General features: G+C 63.6%; 17 protein-coding genes and 1 pseudogene. 3 read left to right on the top strand and 15 right to left on the bottom strand.

Annotation, left to right across the window (positions count from 1 at the left end; translation table 11 throughout):
* The first annotated feature begins 38 nt into the window (after positions 1–38).
* Positions 39–998 (top strand): AraC family transcriptional regulator, encoded by a 960-nt coding sequence (locus ACFQ6Y_RS26310; protein WP_378639048.1) that lies wholly within the window; start codon positions 39–41, stop codon positions 996–998.
* A gap of 21 nt (positions 999–1,019) precedes the next feature.
* Here ACFQ6Y_RS26310 and ACFQ6Y_RS26305 read toward each other — a convergent pair whose 3' ends face one another.
* From ACFQ6Y_RS26305 to ACFQ6Y_RS26240, 14 genes are all read right to left on the bottom strand, one after another.
* A complete protein-coding gene (locus ACFQ6Y_RS26305) occupies positions 1,020–1,442 on the bottom strand; it encodes a rhodanese-like domain-containing protein (RefSeq protein WP_003945445.1) in 423 nt (140 codons plus the stop codon).
* Positions 1,439–1,999, bottom strand: coding sequence for a cysteine dioxygenase (locus ACFQ6Y_RS26300; protein WP_378639591.1), 561 nt, complete (start codon positions 1,997–1,999; stop codon positions 1,439–1,441). Before ACFQ6Y_RS26300 ends, ACFQ6Y_RS26305 begins: the two co-directional genes overlap by 4 nt.
* A gap of 219 nt (positions 2,000–2,218) precedes the next feature.
* Positions 2,219–3,034: a type III pantothenate kinase gene (locus tag ACFQ6Y_RS26295; protein WP_230816726.1), complete on the bottom strand. Its 816-nt coding sequence runs from the start codon at positions 3,032–3,034 to the stop codon at positions 2,219–2,221.
* A gap of 3 nt (positions 3,035–3,037) precedes the next feature.
* Complete coding sequence (gene panD / locus ACFQ6Y_RS26290) at positions 3,038–3,484, bottom strand: aspartate 1-decarboxylase (RefSeq protein WP_003945761.1); 447 nt, start codon at positions 3,482–3,484, stop codon at positions 3,038–3,040.
* Between the two features lie 27 nt (positions 3,485–3,511).
* Positions 3,512–4,444 carry a pantoate--beta-alanine ligase gene (gene panC, locus ACFQ6Y_RS26285; RefSeq protein ID WP_378546243.1) on the bottom strand — a complete coding sequence of 311 codons (933 nt, stop codon included), beginning with the start codon at positions 4,442–4,444 and terminating at the stop codon, positions 3,512–3,514.
* Positions 4,437–5,378, bottom strand: a complete 942-nt coding sequence (locus ACFQ6Y_RS26280; protein WP_378639041.1) for a Rossmann-like and DUF2520 domain-containing protein — start codon at positions 5,376–5,378, stop codon at positions 4,437–4,439. The genes panC and ACFQ6Y_RS26280 overlap by 8 nt, the downstream gene beginning before the upstream one ends.
* Positions 5,379–5,488: 110 nt before the next feature.
* Positions 5,489–6,604: a DUF6779 domain-containing protein gene (locus ACFQ6Y_RS26275; protein WP_378639038.1), complete on the bottom strand. Its 1,116-nt coding sequence runs from the start codon at positions 6,602–6,604 to the stop codon at positions 5,489–5,491.
* A gap of 68 nt (positions 6,605–6,672) precedes the next feature.
* Positions 6,673–7,140, bottom strand: a complete 468-nt coding sequence (locus ACFQ6Y_RS26270; protein WP_230816814.1) for a DUF3180 domain-containing protein — start codon at positions 7,138–7,140, stop codon at positions 6,673–6,675.
* Positions 7,141–7,157: 17 nt separating this feature from the next.
* Entirely contained in the window at positions 7,158–7,661 is a 504-nt protein-coding gene (gene folK, locus ACFQ6Y_RS26265) for a 2-amino-4-hydroxy-6-hydroxymethyldihydropteridine diphosphokinase (protein ID WP_378639034.1), read from the bottom strand.
* Positions 7,658–8,023 carry a dihydroneopterin aldolase gene (folB, locus tag ACFQ6Y_RS26260; RefSeq protein WP_378639030.1) on the bottom strand — a complete coding sequence of 122 codons (366 nt, stop codon included), beginning with the start codon at positions 8,021–8,023 and terminating at the stop codon, positions 7,658–7,660. The genes folK and folB overlap by 4 nt, the downstream gene beginning before the upstream one ends.
* Before the next feature lies 1 nt (position 8,024).
* Positions 8,025–8,885: a dihydropteroate synthase gene (folP, locus tag ACFQ6Y_RS26255; protein WP_378639567.1), complete on the bottom strand. Its 861-nt coding sequence runs from the start codon at positions 8,883–8,885 to the stop codon at positions 8,025–8,027.
* A 5-nt stretch (positions 8,886–8,890) separates the two neighbouring features.
* Entirely contained in the window at positions 8,891–9,508 is a 618-nt protein-coding gene (gene folE, locus ACFQ6Y_RS26250; protein ID WP_019746783.1) for a GTP cyclohydrolase I FolE, read from the bottom strand.
* 59 nt (positions 9,509–9,567) lie between these two features.
* Entirely contained in the window at positions 9,568–12,114 is a 2,547-nt protein-coding gene (gene ftsH / locus ACFQ6Y_RS26245) for an ATP-dependent zinc metalloprotease FtsH (RefSeq protein WP_378639028.1), read from the bottom strand.
* 267 nt (positions 12,115–12,381) lie between these two features.
* Positions 12,382–13,029 carry a FadR/GntR family transcriptional regulator gene (locus ACFQ6Y_RS26240; protein ID WP_378546228.1) on the bottom strand — a complete coding sequence of 216 codons (648 nt, stop codon included), beginning with the start codon at positions 13,027–13,029 and terminating at the stop codon, positions 12,382–12,384.
* A 99-nt stretch (positions 13,030–13,128) separates the two neighbouring features.
* Here ACFQ6Y_RS26240 and ACFQ6Y_RS26235 point away from each other — a divergent pair.
* Both ACFQ6Y_RS26235 and ACFQ6Y_RS26230 read left to right on the top strand, forming a co-directional pair.
* Positions 13,129–14,469 (top strand): annotated as a pseudogene (locus ACFQ6Y_RS26235) (SLC13 family permease).
* Positions 14,470–14,497: 28 nt separating this feature from the next.
* On the top strand, positions 14,498–15,907 hold the full coding sequence (locus ACFQ6Y_RS26230; RefSeq protein ID WP_378639025.1) for an acyl-CoA synthetase: 1,410 nt from the start codon (positions 14,498–14,500) through the stop codon (positions 15,905–15,907).
* A 32-nt stretch (positions 15,908–15,939) separates the two neighbouring features.
* Here ACFQ6Y_RS26230 and ACFQ6Y_RS26225 read toward each other — a convergent pair.
* The coding region (locus tag ACFQ6Y_RS26225) for an RDD family protein (protein WP_378639018.1) at positions 15,940–17,096 on the bottom strand (1,157 nt) is incomplete at its 5' end.

The raw sequence follows: 17,096 nt of genomic DNA, 5'->3' as shown, positions 1-17,096 counted from the left end.
AGGTCGCAAAAACATACGCCAGCGTCTACCTTCGAATTATGGATGCATTGTCGATGATGCTGGCCGGGTCGCGGGCGGAAGGTGCATTTCTATTGCGCTCGTTACTCGATCCGCCGTGGTCGTTACGTATCGAGGACCGCGCACCCGTCACCGTGCTGATTCTGGTTCGCGGCACCGCAGTCGTCCTCTCCGACACAGGACAGACCGAGAATCTCGGGGCCGGCGACGTGGCACTGTTGCGGGGTCCTGATCCTTATACAGTCGCCGATCAACCCGGCACCCCGGTCCACGTACTCATCGACGAGGCGCAGAACTGCGCCGCGGTCGACGGCACACCACTCGAGGACATGTCAGTGCTCGGGGTTCGCACTTGGGGCAACTCGACGAGCGGCGAGACCGTCATGCTCACGGGCACATACCGTTTGGACTCCTACGTCAGCCGCCAGATCCTCGACAGCCTGACACCCGTCGCGGTCGTGCGACGCAGTATCGAAACCGAGCCGATGACAACGCTTCTGGAGCAACAGATCGCCTCCGACGGCCCCGGGCAGGAGGTGTTGTTGGACAGGCTCCTGGACCTGGTCCTGATCTCGGCGGTCCGAACGTGGTTCGCCGAGAACCCGGATCGATCACCGCGATGGATCAAGGCCTACGAAGATCCAGTCGTCGGACATGCCTTGCGGCTCATGCACAATCGGCCGGAATACTCCTGGACAGTCGCGAGCCTGGCTCAGGAAGCCGGCAGTTCGCGAGCAGCCTTTGCTCGCCGGTTCACCAATCTCATGGGAATCGGGCCGGTTGGATACCTGACCGAGTGGCGACTGTCCGTGGCCGCGGACCTGCTGGCAGATCCCGGGCGAACAGTGTCGTCGATCGCGCGAGAAGTCGGCTACTCGAGCCCCTTTGCGCTCACGACCGCGTTCACCCGCCATCACGGATTGAGCCCGAAGATGTACCGCCAAACCCGCTGTGCGCCTTTATTAACCGCCCGCGGTTAATAAAGGCGCACAGCAAATGCCTCAATGAGCGGAAACAGCCGCCAACTCGCGGGAGCAATGACGAACTCCGCTGAGCGCACCGAGCAGTCCGGCGGCCTTGATCGCCTGGTACCCGCCCACCAGATCGGTGGCCTTGTGCAGGCCGAGCTGCTGCAACGACGCTGCGGCGAGGCTCGAGGTGTAACCCTCCGAGCACACGATCACCCACTCGACGTCGTGGTCGGTGGCCAGCGCAAGGTGCGCGCTACTGGTGGGGTCGAGGCGCCATTCGAGCACGTTCCGCTCGATCGCGAGTGCGCCGGGAAGAGTTCCCTCGATGGCGCGCTGCGCCTGCGGGCGAATGTCGACGAAGATCGCGCCGCGGTGGAAGGCTTCGGTGAGCTGGAAGACGTACATACGATCGATCTGTGCGCGAGCGTCGTCGAGCATTTGGTCGATGGTCATTTGGTGCCCCCCTCGGGCAGGTCGGTCAGCTCGGTACGGGTGCGACGAAGAGTCCGGTGATCCGTCACTTCGTAGAAGGACATTGCCGTCAGCGGCGGCGAGTAGGCGTGAACACTCAGAGTCGGTGCATCAGAGCTGATTTCGACCGGAACACCGGGAGCATCCGTCGAACGTACGACATCGTGAACCCATCCGAGCGGGAACGAAGCCTGATCGCCGGCGTCGAGCTGGCGTTCCACCAGGGTGTCACCGGCCCAACGGAATTCGGTGAGAGAACCACTGAGAACGGTCAATGCGCCGAACGAGCCTGCGTGGTCGTGCAATTCGGTATTGCGTTCGGGTACCCAGCTGATGAGCCACACATCGACGTCGTCGTCCGCGTGCAGGCGGGTGGACCAACGGTCGAGCGTCGGGAAGGCGTCGGGGATGAGGTGATCGAAACGGCCGTCGAGCACGCCGTTTGCTCCCTCGTCGGTCAGTCGCAGCAAATCGGCCGGGCGAAGGCGGGTGGGCAACGAGGCACCGCTCGGGCGACGTCCGGAGGGCCCACGATTGATGCCACGACCTGCGGAAACAGTGCGATCAGCAGTAAGAGTCGGGGCCAAAACAGAGAGATCTGCAGAATATGTGGATAGCACGAGCTAGCTCCAAGGAGTGTGAATTGGTCAAGGCAGCGGTCAGCCTCGACAACACTCCTGAGCACCCATGCAGCGATTCACGAGCACCATTGTGGCACAACTTTCGCGATCGCGAAACTGCTGGAACAAAACCATCGATCAGGCGACCGGTCGTCGACCGGATCCGCGACGCGCCTGATTGCGCTCGAAGACCAACCTCAGCCCTTCGAGGGTGAGGTCACGTTCGAAGTGATCGATGGTGTCGGATTCGGGGATGATCAGCGGTGCACTGTCCCCGGTCGCGATCACGGAGACGTCGTCACCACCGAATTCGGGCAGTTCGTCGCGTACGCGGTTGACCAGTCCGTCCACGAGGCCCGCAAAGCCGAATACCGCGCCGGACTGCATGCATTCGACGGTGTTCTTCCCGACCACCGAACGCGGACGCACCAATTCGACCTTGCGCAACGCAGCAGACTGCGACGCCAAGGCGTCGGTCGAGATCTCGAGCCCAGGCGCGATGCAGCCACCCAGGAACTCACCCTTGGCGGAAACGACGTCGACGCAGGTCGACGTGCCGAAGTCCACGACGATGCACGGTCCCTCGTAAAGATGGTGCGCGGCAAGGCTGTTGACGATCCGGTCGGCTCCGACTTCTTTGGGGTTGTCCACCAGCAGCGGCACACCGGTACGCACGCCCGGCTCGACCACGACATGGGGAACATGACCCCAGTACCGCTCGAGCATGACGCGGATCTCACGCAAGACGGATGGCACCGTCGACAGCGCGGCGACACCGGCGATCTGATCGACATGAGTACCCAACAGCCCACGGAAGGTCAACGCCAACTCGTCGGCAGTCATCCGAGGGTCGGTTCGCATTCGCCAGTCCTGCAACAGCTTCGAATGCTCACCAGTTCCGGAAAACAGACCGAGAACGATGTTGGTGTTCCGCACGTCGACCGTGAGCAGCATGGATTACACCAGACTGGATTCGCGCGAAGCCTCGAGTGTCGACAGCATGCGCGGGGTGATCAGACCCGAACCCTCCGGCGCGTGAGCCGGGTCGGAACCGAGTTCGATCTGCTTGTTGTCGGCATCGACGAACACGACGCGCGGGGAGTACTCCTTGACTTCCTGCTCGTTCATCACGCCGTAGGCGATCAGAATGACCAGGTCGCCCGGCTTGACCAGATGCGCTGCTGCACCGTTGATTCCGATGACACCAGTTCCGCGCTCACCGGCGATGACGTACGTCTCGAGGCGCGCGCCGTTGTCGATGTCGACGATGCACACCTGTTCGCCTTCGAGGAGGTCGGCGGCGTCCATCAGATCCTGGTCGACGGTGACGGAGCCGACGTAGTGCAGGTCGGCGTGAGTCACGGTGGCGCGGTGGATCTTCGACTTCATCATTGTGCGAAACATATCCAGGTCCTTACTCGTGAAAAGTGCTCAGTGAGACAGCAGGTCGTCGATGGCGTCGGCGGACGGATCGGTGTCACGCTCGAGGAAGCCGGTTCCCACGGCAACGCCGACATTGTCGATCAGACGGGTGGTTCCGAGCTTGGCGGCCACCAACAGTCGGCCGTCACCCCGCTCGGGAGCGGGGCCCAGATCGACGCCCCGAACCTCGAGGTAGTCGACCTCGATTTCCGGAACAGCTGCCAGGACAGCGCGTGCGGTTTCCAGAATTGCCTCCGCTCCCCCGGCCGCCGCGTGTGCGCCGGCGATCAGAGCTGCGGACAGCGCGACAGCTGCGGCGCGCTGGCTCTCGTCGAGGTAGCGATTGCGAGAGGACAACGCGAGGCCGTCGAACTCGCGGACCGTCGGAACTCCGATGATCTGTACGTCGAAGTTGAGATCCCACACCATCTGACGGATGAGCGTCAGCTGCTGATAGTCCTTCTCGCCGAAGTACGCGTGATTGGGTGCCGCGATCTGCAGCAGCTTCGCCACGACCGTCAGCATTCCCGCGAAGTGAGTGGGGCGTGCGCCGCCTTCGAGTTCGCCACCCAACGGTCCGGGCACGATGGTGGTGCGCTGACCACGCGGGTACATCGTCTTGGCGCTGGGCGCGAACACCAATTCGACGCCCTCGGCGCGAAGCAGGTCGAGATCGGCATCGAGAGTGCGCGGGTATGCGTCCAGGTCTTCGCCGGCACCGAACTGCAGCGGGTTCACGAAGATGGAAACGATCACGACGGCGCCGGTGACCTTGGCCTGACGAACCAGTTCGATGTGGCCCGCGTGCAGCGCACCCATCGTCGGAACGAGCGCCACCTGGCGCCCGACTCCACGCAGTGCCCGCGAGACGCGCCGAAGCTTGTCCGGATCGTGGTGCACCGTCAGTTCGCCGCGCTTGTATCCGCCCTGCAAATCACTCACGACGGTCACCTCCCGTTTCAGTCAAGATGTCGAACAATTCGGTGGGGGCGCCCACCCGCTGGGCCGATCGCAAGGACATCGCTCGATAGCCGGCAGCGAGCTCCGGATCCAGTTCTGTCAGTACGCGCAAATGTTTGTCGACGGCAGCGGCATCGCCGCGTGCCACCGGGCCGGTCAACGCCGAGGGACCGCGTCGTAGTGCGTTGTCCAGGGCGGCCGACAACAGCGGTTGCAGGACACGCTCGGCCACTCCACCCGGATCGCCGTCTATCAACTGCTGACCGAGCAACTCGTCACCTTGCAACGACGCTCGCAGCGCCTCGACAGCGTCGACAACGAGGGTGACCAGGTGATTACTGCCGTGAGCCAGGGCAGCGTGGTAGAGCGCGCGGTTCTCCTCGCGCACTCGGACCGGCTCGCCGCCGATCTCGAGGACGAGAGACTGCGCGATCGCGTATCCGATGTCGTCGCCGGCCGTGATTCCGAAGCACGCCGACGACAGCCGCGCAGTGTCTTCGTCGTGACCGGTGAACGTCATCGCCGGATGGATAGCCAAGGGCAGTGCGCCCAGTTCGGTCAGCGGAGCGAGGATCGCAATGCCGTTGGCGCCCGACGTGTGGGCGACGAGCCTGCCCGGCTTGACGGCTTTCGTGGCCGCGAGCCCTCGGACAAGATCAGCAAGCTGGTCGTCCGGAACAGCGAGAATCAGCAGTTCGGAGCGAGCTGCGACGTCGGCGGCCGGAAGAATTTCGGTATCGGGAAGCCGCTTCACAGCGCGGGCGACCGAGGCACTGGAGACTGCGGAGCAAGCGCTGACAACATGACCGGCTCGCTCCAACGCGGCACCGACAGCTGTTCCGACCCGGCCTGCGGAGACAATTCCTACCGTCAATCGCGCAGGTGCAGGTCCATTAGTGATCCCGAAGGAAGTCACCGGATTCCTCTCGTTCGTTCCAGTCCCGCTCGGCGGGTACCAGACGTTCTGCGTCCGAGGATATCCTTCGCCCGAACCGTCATGCCATGGCCGGGCGAGTGATCTGCGACTCAGTCCTCTCGGCGACGGCGTCGACCGGAGCCTTCGGACGGGTTGGCCGAACTCAGATTTGCCATTATTTCGGCGACGGTCAATCCGTTGGAATGAGCACCACTCGCGGCATCTTCCGGGGCAGCGCGACGACGACGGCGCGGCTCGGCGTCGGGCTCAGGTTCTGTTTCCGCGACAACCTCGGGAACAACCTCGGGCACCTCTTCGACGACGGCGTCTTCGATGACGGCGTCTTCGATGTTCGGGGCCTGGGCGGGAGCCTTGATTTCTGGCTCGACCGGCTCCGGATCCTTCTCCACCGGAACATCTTTCGCCGTTCGTGTCGGCGAGGAACTCACAGAACTCACAGAACTCACCGGAGAATTCTTCGGGGCCTGGTTCCGGGTCTGATCCTGGGGCTTCTGCGTCTCCTGCGGCTTCGGCGTCTCCTGCGGCTTCTGCGTCGGTATGACGCGCGGCGCAACGAAGCTGCTGTCGCGCCACGACGTCTCCGCGAACACGACGGTTGTCTCAGCAGTCACCGGATCGTCGTTGGGCGAAGCCAATCCGCCGACATTCGGTGCCGGTTGACTGGGCCCGCTCTGGCCGGCGCCGGGAACGTACAACCCCGACGGTGCCGGCTGGTACGCGCCGTACGAACTACCGCCAAGTTCCGGCACTCGCGTCGAATCGGTCTTGAGCGCGGTCTGTTCGGGCAGCAGCCCACCTTCGAACAGTGCTTCGAGGTTTCGGCGCAGCGCCACCAATTCGGCGCGCAGCCCGGCCAGTTCCTCCGCGTCCGCGGTCACCTCACGTCGCACGCGACCTTCGACGCTCAATTCGTACTCGCGTCGAGCGGAAATTTCACGCTCGAGCTGCAGTTCGTACACGGTCTGTAGATCGGCAACCTTGGCTTTGTCCAGTGCCGACTCACGCCGATACTTGGTCATGGCGATAGCGCCGAGGGTGGCTGCCCACAGAGCGACGACCAGACCCACCCGAAGAAGCTGAACGCTGTTGCTGAAAATCAGAAACAGCGAAGCAATGACAGCAAGTGCCAGAAGAGCAGCAATGATCATCTGGCTCGCGCTGCGCTTGCTTCGGCGCGCAGACTTCGATCGACCAGAATTTGTCATGGTTGCCAGGGTACTTGCCGAGACCGGGGTCGCCACGTACCTCGGTGGGTGATTTGCCGACCAGGCTGTCAGTGCGCCGGCTCGTCAGGTGTATCTTCCGGCGTCTTGCAACAATGTTCGAGCCACAGAGCTGCCGCTACCAGCGCAATTGCGGCGCCCAACCCCACCCACGCGCCCGGCGTGTCGGAGGCCGCGGCCTGCAGAACCGAGCGCTGTGGGATGAGATACACCAGCACTCCAACCCAGACACCCACGGTAGCTGAACCGACCAAAGCGGATGCTTTTGCCAATGCCAGCGCGCGGGCGGCAGTGATCGGATGGAGTTGTCTGAGCCCGTCGCCGACCTGACGATTCTTGACGCGCGCACGAATGACAAAAGCGAAGACGGCTTCGGCAACGGCCACGAAGTACAGCGACGCTCCCGCATAAACAGGGATGGGCGGCATCGAACCGTAGAACACGCGAATCAGAATCCAGGTGGCCACGGCCGCAACCGCGGCCAGAACCGCGAGTTCACTGATCCGGGTCGGCTTCAAACCCTTGTCTTGTTCGGTCACCGCGCAAGCACCACATCGGTAGTGCGCACACCTTCGCGTTCGCTGCGATCGAGGCCGCCGAGAATTTCTGCCACCGACAACTTCTGGCCGTCGACGATCAGCGTCGCATCAGGCTCGACGTCCAGCCAGGGAACGAGCACGAAGGCACGAAGATGAGCCCGGGGGTGCGGAAGTGTGAGTTCGGGATCGGAACTGACGACGCCTTCGCAGTCGACCACGTCCACGTCCAGGCTTCGGGGTCCCCAACGCTGTTCGCGCACCCGATCTGCGGCTTCTTCGAGAGCTTGCGAACGGCGAAGCCATTCAGCACTGTCAGCCTCGGGGTCGTCGACCACCACCACCGCATTGTAGAAATCCTGCTGCTCGACGCCACCCCACGGCGCCGTCGAGTAGACCGGTGAGACAGCAACGACGGCGCTGCCCAACCCGTCGACAACGGACTGCAGGTGAGCCACGCTGTCGCCGATGTTGGAACCGATCGACAGAACAGCGCGCGTCATGCCGACCTGGTCCGATGTGCGACGACGGCGACGTCCGCGAAGACCAGCGAAATCGGCGCCGACGGCTTGTGGACCACGACCTCGACGCTCTCGACTCGCAAATCCTTCATGACGCCGTCAGCGATCTCGGCAGCGACGGTCTCGATGAGATCGCGCGAAGGGCCGGCGACGATGGCTGCGGCGGCTTCCGCCAACTCGCCGTAGTGCAGGGTCTGGGTCAGATCGTCCGACGCCGCGGCGGGCGCCAGGTCCATCCACACCGTGATGTCGATGAAGAAGTCCTGACCGTCACGCTTCTCGTGGTCGAACACTCCGTGATTACCGCGAACCTTCAGCCCGCGCAGTTCGATTCGGTCCCCCATGTCAGGCCCTTTCTCGTCCACGGTTCCAGGCGTCGACCACGGCAATGGCGTCGAGCGAGGCTTGTGCGTCGTGCACCCGAACGCCCCAGGCGCCTTCGCGCGCTGCAAGGGCGGAGACCACGGCCGTCGCAGTCTCGCGGCCACCAGGTGGACGCGGATTGCCTTCGGGATCGCTGAGCAGAGACCCGAGGAACCGCTTACGGGAAGCGCCGACCAGGACCGGGAATCCGAGTGCGTTGAACTCGGGCAAGGCCCGCAACAGAGCCCAGTTGTGGTCGGCGTTCTTCGCGAACCCGAGGCCGGGGTCAAGGATGATCGACGACGAATCAACGCCCGCCTTCAACGCCAGGTCGACCTGCGACAGCAGTTCGTCACGGACGTCTCGGACCACGTCGTCGTAGCGATCGGCACTGCCACGATGGACGTAGTCGCGGGCCGAGCGCCAATGCATGAGGATCCAGGGCACTCCGGCGTCGGCAACCACGGACGCCATGTCGGGGTCCGCGCGACCGCCCGAGACGTCGTTGACGATCCCCGCACCCGCTTCGATCGCGGCTGCGGCGACAGAAGCACGCATCGTGTCGACGCTGACGCGGATTCCCGCAGCAACCAGTTCTTCGATCACCGGGGCAATACGATCGGCCTCGAGTTTCGGGTCCACTCGGGTGGCACCGGGACGCGTCGACTCACCGCCGATGTCGACGATGTCGACGCCAATGCGTTGCAGCTCTAGCCCACGAGAGATCGCCGCGTCACGATCGAGGAATTGGCCACCGTCGGAAAACGAATCGGCGGTGACGTTCAAAATCCCCATCACGACCATCCGGGCCGGATCGCTGTCTGCAACGGAAGCCGCGGACATCTCGCTCACTTACGAAGGATGAGGTCCAGCGCTTCGGACCGTGAGGCCGCGCTGGATTGCAGGAGCCCACGAACCGCAGACGTGGTCGTGCTGGCTCCGGGCTTGCGGATACCGCGCATCGCCATGCAGAGATGCTCGGCTTCGATGACGACGATGGCTCCACGCGGATCGAGCTTGCGCATCAAAGCATCCGCGATCTGACTGGTCAGGCGTTCTTGAACCTGCGGACGCTTGGCGTACAGATCGACGACGCGCGCCAGCTTCGACAAACCGGTGACCTTGCCGGACTTTCCCGGGATGTAACCCACGTGGGCAACACCGTGGAAAGACACCAGGTGGTGCTCGCACGTCGAGAACATCGGAATGTCTCGCACGAGCACCAATTCCTGGTGACCCTCGTCGAAGGTCGTGTTCAACGCGTCGTCGGGCTCGGAGTACAGACCCGCGAAGATCTCCTTGTACGAGCGCGCCACCCGGGCCGGCGTATCGAGCAGGCCTGGGCGCTCGGGATCTTCACCGACCGCGATCAACAATTCCCGTACGGCAGCCTCTGCCCGCGCCTGATCGAACGGGCGGCCCGTTCCGAGCGACACCAGTTCACTGGCCACATCATTCACCGACAACCGAACTCTCCTCGAGAATTGTTCACAGGTCCCCCGCCGCAGAGCCTAGTGGCGCAAGGTCAGCGAGATCCGTCCGGTCCGTCCCAGCGAACGGTGCTCGGTCCCTCGTCCTCAGCCGAATGATGCGGCGGAGGAGTTTGCGGCTGTTCCGGTGCGGGGCTCTGCCACTGGTTTTCGCCGGTCGGGTTTCCCCGGTTCGGATCGGCGAAGGGTCCACCGTCCGGGTACTGCACCGGGTAGTCGGGTTGCGCGGGGTAGCGGCGGCCGGGGTGCGGCTGCTCCGGGTACGCCTGCTGTCCCGGATGCGGCTGACCGTACTGCCCCTGATCGGGCTGGGATTGACCGTGTTGGGGCTGACCGTACTGGCCCTGCTGCTGGTTCGGCGGGTTCGGATTCTGTCCACCGGTGTATCCACCCGACTGCTGTCCGGGGTACGTCGGCGACTGGTTCTCACGCGGAGGCCAACCCGGTGCCGACCATCCGGCGGGCGCTCCGTAGTCGGGTGTTCCCGGTTGCGGAGTCTGCTGCGGAGCACCCGGCTGCGGGTACGAAGGCTGTGCATACCCGTTCGAGGGTCCCTGGTTGCCGTTGTTGGGGACACCGCCGTTGGGGACACTGTTGTTGGCTGCGCCGGCCTTGACGAGAACTGGTGCGGCAGCGGGCTCCGGCCAGGTTTCGCCGCGCTCGATCGCGAGTTCACGCGGGGTCTTCACCGGCGGACGATCCGAAGGCGTGCGCCCACCGAAATCGTTGAAAGCCGTGATGCGCGGACGCTTTTCGACGCCGGCAAGGATCTTCTCGAGGTCCTTGCGAGTCAACGTCTCACGTTCGAGCAGTTCGGTAGCGATGAGGTCGAGCGCATCGCGGTACTCGTTGAGGATTGCCCACGCTTCGGTGTGCGCTGCCTCGATGAGGTTGCGCACCTCTTCGTCGATTTCACGAGCGATCTCATGTGAGTAGTCGGACTGCACGCCCATCGAACGGCCGAGGAACGGATCCCCGCCCTCCTGTCCGTAGCGAACTGCGCCAAGCTTGGCACTCATGCCGTATTCGGTGACCATCGCGCGGGCGATCTTCGTCGCCATGTCGATGTCCGACGACGCTCCGGTGGTGGGCTCGTGGAACACCAGCTCTTCGGCGGCGCGTCCGCCCATTGCCATGACGAGACGAGCGATCATCTCGGAACGCGTCATCAAACCCTTGTCGTCCTCGGGCACGGTCATCGCGTGACCGCCGGTGCGACCGCGAGCGAGGATCGTGACCTTGTAGACCGGCTCGATGTCAGGCATTGCCCAGGCAGCGAGCGTGTGGCCGCCCTCGTGGTACGCCGTGATCTTCTTCTCGTGCTCGCTGATGATGCGACTCTTACGCCGCGGTCCACCGACAACACGGTCCACCGATTCCTCGAGCGAGGCTTCGGTGATGACGGTCCCGTTTTCGCGTGCGGTGAGCAGCGCAGCCTCGTTGATGACGTTGGCGAGATCGGCACCCGACATTCCGACGGTCCGCTTGGCGAGACCTTCGAGATCGGCGTTGGGATCGATCGGCTTGCCCTGCGAGTGCACGCGCAGGATCGCGCGGCGGCCGGCGAGGTCGGGGGCGCCGACCGGAATCTGGCGATCGAAGCGTCCCGGACGCAGGAGTGCTGGGTCCAGGATGTCGGGGCGGTTGGTTGCGGCGATCAAGATGATGCCGGTGCGATCACCGAAGCCGTCCATCTCGACGAGCAACTGGTTGAGCGTCTGCTCGCGCTCGTCGTGTCCGCCGCCCAGGCCTGCGCCGCGCTGACGACCGACTGCGTCGATCTCGTCGACGAAGATGATGCAGGGGCTGTTCTGCTTGGCCTGCTCGAACATGTCGCGAACACGCGAAGCACCGACACCGACGAACATCTCGACGAAGTCCGAACCGGAGATGGTGAAGAACGGGACGCCGGCTTCGCCTGCGACAGCGCGAGCGAGCAGCGTCTTACCGGTTCCGGGAGGGCCGTACAGCAGCACACCGCGCGGAATCTTGGCGCCGAGCGCCTGGTAGCGAGCCGGGTTCTGCAGGAAGTCCTTGATCTCGTACAACTCTTCGACAGCCTCGTCCGCACCGGCGACGTCGGCGAACGTGGTTTTCGGCATGTCCTTGGTGAGCTGCTTGGCCTTCGACTTACCGAATCCCATGACTCCGCCGCGACCACCGCCGCCCTGCATCCGGTTCATGACGAAGAAGAAGATGCCGAACAGAATGATCATCGGCAGCACGAACAGAAGGATCGACGTCAGCCAACTCTCCTGAGTGACCGTCGTGTTGAACTTGTCCGCTCCGGCGCCTTCGACCTTGTCGAAGATCTGCTCCGACGCACTCGCGGGGTACTTCGCCAGGATCTGCGTCTTACCGTCGGTGGCGTCGTTGCCGTTCTTGAGCCACAGACGAACCTGCTGCTCACGGTCGTCGATCTGCGCCGAATCAACGTTCTTGGCGTCGAGTTGGGAGATCGCGACCGACGTGTCGACGGTCTTGAAGTCGCGGGTGTCGTTGCTGAAGTAGCTGAAGGCATAGATCACCAACAGCACGACGGCTACGAGTAGCACGTTACGGAACACAGTCTTACGGTTCATACAGGTCGGCCGATGTGGCCGGTCCTTTCGAGAGTGCGGGTCTGCCAGGTCGCCTTCCGGCTGCCAACCGGACACCTGCAGGTTACCGCGATCGGCCCCATCGATGCCCGCCAGCAGCCGTGCCGCTTGGTTGGAACGGTCGTCACTGTGTCCAACGTGCGCATTGCCGATCAGGTTCCCGGGCTAAGTCGCAGCACAGTTTCCTGTGAGCGAACATGCGCATAGTGGTTATCGTGCGCTTTTCCGACGCTCGTCCGTCGTTATTCGTCAGGCCGTCTCGGAGAGGATTCCCGCAACAGCGTCGGCGGCGCCCGATTGGTCACCGTCGATGATGCGGTGTGCGAGCTGATCGAGTCGCGCAGACAGCCGAGCCGAGGACTCGGGCACGTCCGCCTGCTGGGCGATCGTGTCGTCGAGATCAGCCAATAAGCCACCTCCGGCAAGGTGCCTGACACAACGCCACGTCTCGGCGAAGTTTCTCGCGGTCCCGTCGTCGGTCAGCATCGCGACCCGCAGTGCAGCGTTGGGATTCGACGCCGCCGCCCGAGCCAGCCCGGCCATGATCGCTTCCCGCGCCGCAGTCAGTTCGTCGACGGTCCGATCCTGAAGCCGCACGCCCGAGTCCGCCGAGCGGCCCGCGTCGAGCGTCGGTGCTTCACGAATCACTGCACCGTTGCCGTGCTGGATTTCGACTCGGCCCCGGATCTCGAGGGCAACGAGCGCTTGAGCCAGCGATGCGCGGCTCACGCCGAGTTCGGCAGCCAGGCTGCGTTCGGGAGGAAGCCGATCACCGGGCGAAAGACCTTGAGCCTCGATGAAATTCGAAATGTGCTCGGCCAACTGCTCGTACAGGCGCGGACGCTTCAATCGTCCGGGCAGGCCCGAGCGCGAGCCGGGCGATGACGTCGAATTCATGCCTCGGAGTGTACTTGACAAATGGAGCAGTGGCAGAGAGGCTAGGCCAATTCCAAGTGATGCAGACCACAAGCTGGTCGCGAACGGATTGAGAGTTCGATGGCAAATGTCATAGCCCTGTCAGTACTTGTCCTGGTGTTCGTCATATCCACCGTGAGGTCGGTGAACATGGGTGCGCTTGCCCTGGTGGCTGCCTTCGTCGTCTGAACACTGGTCTTCACCGTCGATACCAGCGAGATCCTCGACGGCTTCCCTGCCAGCCTCTTCGTCATCCTGGTCGGCGTCACCTACCTGTTCGCGCTGGCCAGAAACAACGGCACGGTCGACTGGATCATTCACGCGGCCGTCCGGGCGGTCAGAGGACGAGTGGCCCTCGTGCCGTGGGCAATGTTCGCGGTGTGCGCGGCCGTCACCGCCATGGGCGCGGTCAGTCCCGCTGCCGTCGCCATCATCGCGCCCGTGGCGATGGGCTTCGCCACCCGCTACCGAATCCACCCCATGCTGATGGGCTTCATGGTCGTCCAGGGCGCAACGGCGGGCAGCTTCTCCCCCATCGGAATCTTCGGTGTGATCACCAACGACGTCATGCGTCAGAACGGCCTCCCGTCGAGCCCGGCCTTGCTGTTCGTCTCGACCTTCGCGGCCGCGGCCGTTGTTGCTGCCATCGCGTACGTCTCGTTCGGCGGTCGCGCACTGATTGCGCGCGGCGCCTCCGAGCGCGTGCTCGTCAACGCAGTCGGCAACGCGTCTGGCGGTGGCGACACCATCACCGGTTCGGGTTCCGGTGACAGCTCGAAGGGTGGCGGCAAGTCCTCCGGTGGGACCGCTCCGCACGAGGGAGCACTCAATCTCGAGCGCCGACTCACCCTGCTCGGACTGGCGTCACTTGCACTCGGCGCCTTGGTCTTCGACCTCGACGTCGGATTCACCGCACTGACCGTCGCGGTACTTCTCACCCTGATCTTCCCGGCCTCCGCCCGCGGCGCCGTCGACAAGATCAGCTGGGGCACCGTGCTCCTCATCGGCGGAATTGTCACGTACGTCGCTCTTCTGCAGAACCAGAACACCGTCCAGTGGCTCGGGGATTCGGTTGCACACGTCGGCATTCCACTTCTCGCAGCCTTCTTGATCTGCCTGATCGGCGCGATCGTATCGGCGTTTGCATCCACCACCGGAATCCTGGGAGCACTCATCCCTTTGGCTATTCCCTTCCTCATGACCGGTCAGGTCAACGCAACCGGTCTGGTCATCGCGCTGGCAATCTCCTCGTCTCTGGTCGATTGCAGTCCGTTCTCGACCAATGGCGCACTGGTAGTGGCAAACGCCGCTCCGGAAGAACGCGACGTGGTGTTCGGGCTGACGATGCGGTGGGGCATGACCATCATGGTGGTGACACCGATTCTCGCCTGGTTGCTGTTCGTTGTTCCCTGGTCCGTCTGAATCTTCGCTCAAAGAAAGGGAACTCGCGATGAACAGCGAATCCACACTTCTGCGCTCCCTCGACCCTCGCGCATTCGACGACCACGAGGCGGCGGTCAGTTTCGGCGAAGGTTCCACCCTCTCTCGCGCCGACCTGTTAGCCGCCGCCACCGCAGTCGCCGATCAAATCCATGGTGCACAGCGAGTGGCAGTACAAGCCGCCGCCGGCCTCGAGACGGTGGTCGCCGTCACCGGCGCACTGATCGCCGGTGTTGCCGTGGTCCCGATTCCACCGGACTCCGGCCCGCTCGAGCGTCAGCACATCATCGCCGATTCCAAGGCCGAACTGATACTCGGAGAAGGGCCAACGGATTCGAGTATCCCGTTGATTCCCATCGATATTCACACGCGATCCGCGACGTCCTATCCCGAACCGAGCGCGGCAGCTACTGCACTGATCATGTACACCTCGGGAACCACCGGAGCTCCGAAAGGCGTCGTCCTCTCGCGAGCATCGATCGCAGCGGATCTCGACGCGCTCGCTCATGTGTGGGATTGGACTCCGGAGGACACACTCGTCCATGGACTGCCCCTCTTCCATGTCCACGGGTTGATTCTCGGCGTGTTGGGCGCGTTGCGCGTGGGCTCGCCGCTGATTCATACCGTCAGACCGACCCCGGATTCGTATGCGGCCGCGGGTGGCTCGTTGTACTTCGGTGTTCCGACCGTCTGGTCACGCGTGTGCGGTGATCCCTCGGCGGCGGCAGCATTGCGATCTGCGCGCTTGCTCGTATCCGGCAGTGCACCACTTCCGGTTCCGTTGTTCGAGCGGATGAAATCGCTGACGGGGTTGGCTCCCGTCGAGCGCTACGGAATGAGTGAAACCCTCATCACCGTCAGCACGACGCACGATGGCGAACGTCGCCCGGGTTGGGTCGGGCACGCCGTTCCGGGAGTCAGGACGAGGTTGCGCGGCGAGAACGGTGAATTGTCGGCGCACGACGGAGAGCAGCTAGGTCAACTGGAAGTCGCGGGAGCCGTGCTCTTCGACGAGTACCTCGGGAACCCCTCGAAGACAGCGGAATCCATGACCGAGGACGGCTGGTTCCGCACCGGCGACATCGCGGTGATCGACGAGAGCGGATTCCACCGCATCGTCGGTCGCGAGTCGGTCGACATGATCAAATCCGGTGGATACCGCATCGGTGCCGGCGAGGTGGAACAGGCCCTTCTCGCATACCCGGGTGTTCGCGAAGCCGCCGTCGTCGGCGTGCCGGACGACGACCTCGGCCAGCGCATAGTCGCGTTCATCGTCGGCGACGTAGCCGACTGCACCGTGGTTTCGGACTTCGTCGCCGAATCGCTGTCGATCCACAAGCGTCCTCGCCAGGTTTGTCTGGTGGACAGCTTGCCCCGCAACGCCATGGGCAAGGTGCAGAAGAAACTGCTGACGCTCTGAAGGCATGCGTGTTTCCCTCGAAGCGCGCTCGCTCACTGTCTGGTGACCACGACGACGGCGTCAGCCATCCGATCGTGAAAACCGCGTACATCCGGTGCAGAGCTGATCGAGACGATGATCGCGATCGAAATACCCACTGTTACAACAGTACCCAGGACACTGGCGATACTGCCCAACGACATCGTGTTCAGCATGCCGACGAGCTCGTCACCACTACCGAGCATGGCCAACGCCGAAACAGCCGATCCGAGGTACATGGGGATCACGAATGCATTCCGTTTGAAGGACTGCGCCAGGGTCGGGCGCGCACCTCCTACCGAGCGAACGCCTATTCCGAGCGCAAGTTTGCCCAGGGTTACCCCGAATGCTGACTCTCCCCAAACGAAGTACACGATCGAACCCATCCCGATCAGGAGGCCGATCAGACCCGAACTTGTCCGGTAGGCATCGAAGTCGAAACCGTTTCTGAGCGTCGCGGTGGAGATCATGCCGCCGACGACCGACACGACTGCGAGAATGGCAAAATCGATGAATCGCGCGGCAACTCGTATCCCGGCTCCGGCCGGCCGAAAACCACCAGGCCGGAGTGGAACGCCGGTCGGCGCATACCCCGGGTTCGGTTGCGGCACGACCAGTGGCGGTGCGGCCAGTTGCACGGGGTCGCTACCGGAGCGGGATTCCTGTGCGTTCGAGATGAAGGTCTCGGTCGCAGGTTCGGGTTCGGGTTCGGGTTCGGGTAGACCGAATTGCCCAGCAGCCCTTCGATCCAACGCCTCATCCACAGCAGGATCACCCAACGCTCCGAGCCACGTCACAAGATCGTCGTACGTCGACGGATTCGCAGCAATCGCCGGCCGCAACTCCGGCGAACTCGACGCAATCTCGAACAGCACCGCCGCCGGGGTCCGCGGATCTCCAGCCTCGAGAGCACGCCACGAAGGCTTCACCGGCGCAGGCACCGACACGGGCACGGGCACCGGTTCAGGCTCAGGCTCAGGCTCAGGCTCAGGCTCAGGCTGAGGCTCAGGTAGACCGAATTGCCCAGCAGCCCTTCGATCCAACGCCGCATCCACAGCAGGATCACCCAACGCCTCGAGCCACGTCACAAGATCGTCGTACGTCGACGGATTCGCAGCAATCGCCGGCCGCAACTCCGGCGAACTCGACGCAATCTCGAACAGCACCGCCG

The sequence above is a fragment of the Rhodococcus sp. NPDC056516 genome (assembly GCF_042794655.1).
In the GTDB taxonomy this organism is placed as follows: Bacteria; Actinomycetota; Actinomycetes; order Mycobacteriales; family Mycobacteriaceae; genus Rhodococcus_F.
This window is presented reverse-complemented; position numbering and strand designations above follow the sequence as displayed.

Coding starts and splice junctions, on each gene's coding strand:
- ACFQ6Y_RS26310 (WP_378639048.1), top strand. CDS start 39: ATGGATGCATTGTCGATGATGCTGGCCGGGTCGCGGGCGGAAGGTGCA.
- ACFQ6Y_RS26305 (WP_003945445.1), bottom strand. CDS start 1,442: ATGACCATCGACCAAATGCTCGACGACGCTCGCGCACAGATCGATCGT.
- ACFQ6Y_RS26295 (WP_230816726.1), bottom strand. CDS start 3,034: ATGCTGCTCACGGTCGACGTGCGGAACACCAACATCGTTCTCGGTCTG.
- panD (WP_003945761.1), bottom strand. CDS start 3,484: ATGTTTCGCACAATGATGAAGTCGAAGATCCACCGCGCCACCGTGACT.
- ACFQ6Y_RS26275 (WP_378639038.1), bottom strand. CDS start 6,604: ATGACAAATTCTGGTCGATCGAAGTCTGCGCGCCGAAGCAAGCGCAGC.
- folK (WP_378639034.1), bottom strand. CDS start 7,661: ATGACGCGCGCTGTTCTGTCGATCGGTTCCAACATCGGCGACAGCGTG.
- folB (WP_378639030.1), bottom strand. CDS start 8,023: ATGGGGGACCGAATCGAACTGCGCGGGCTGAAGGTTCGCGGTAATCAC.
- folP (WP_378639567.1), bottom strand. CDS start 8,885: ATGTCCGCGGCTTCCGTTGCAGACAGCGATCCGGCCCGGATGGTCGTG.
- ftsH (WP_378639028.1), bottom strand. CDS start 12,114: ATGAACCGTAAGACTGTGTTCCGTAACGTGCTACTCGTAGCCGTCGTG.
- ACFQ6Y_RS26240 (WP_378546228.1), bottom strand. CDS start 13,029: ATGAATTCGACGTCATCGCCCGGCTCGCGCTCGGGCCTGCCCGGACGA.
- ACFQ6Y_RS26230 (WP_378639025.1), top strand. CDS start 14,498: ATGAACAGCGAATCCACACTTCTGCGCTCCCTCGACCCTCGCGCATTC.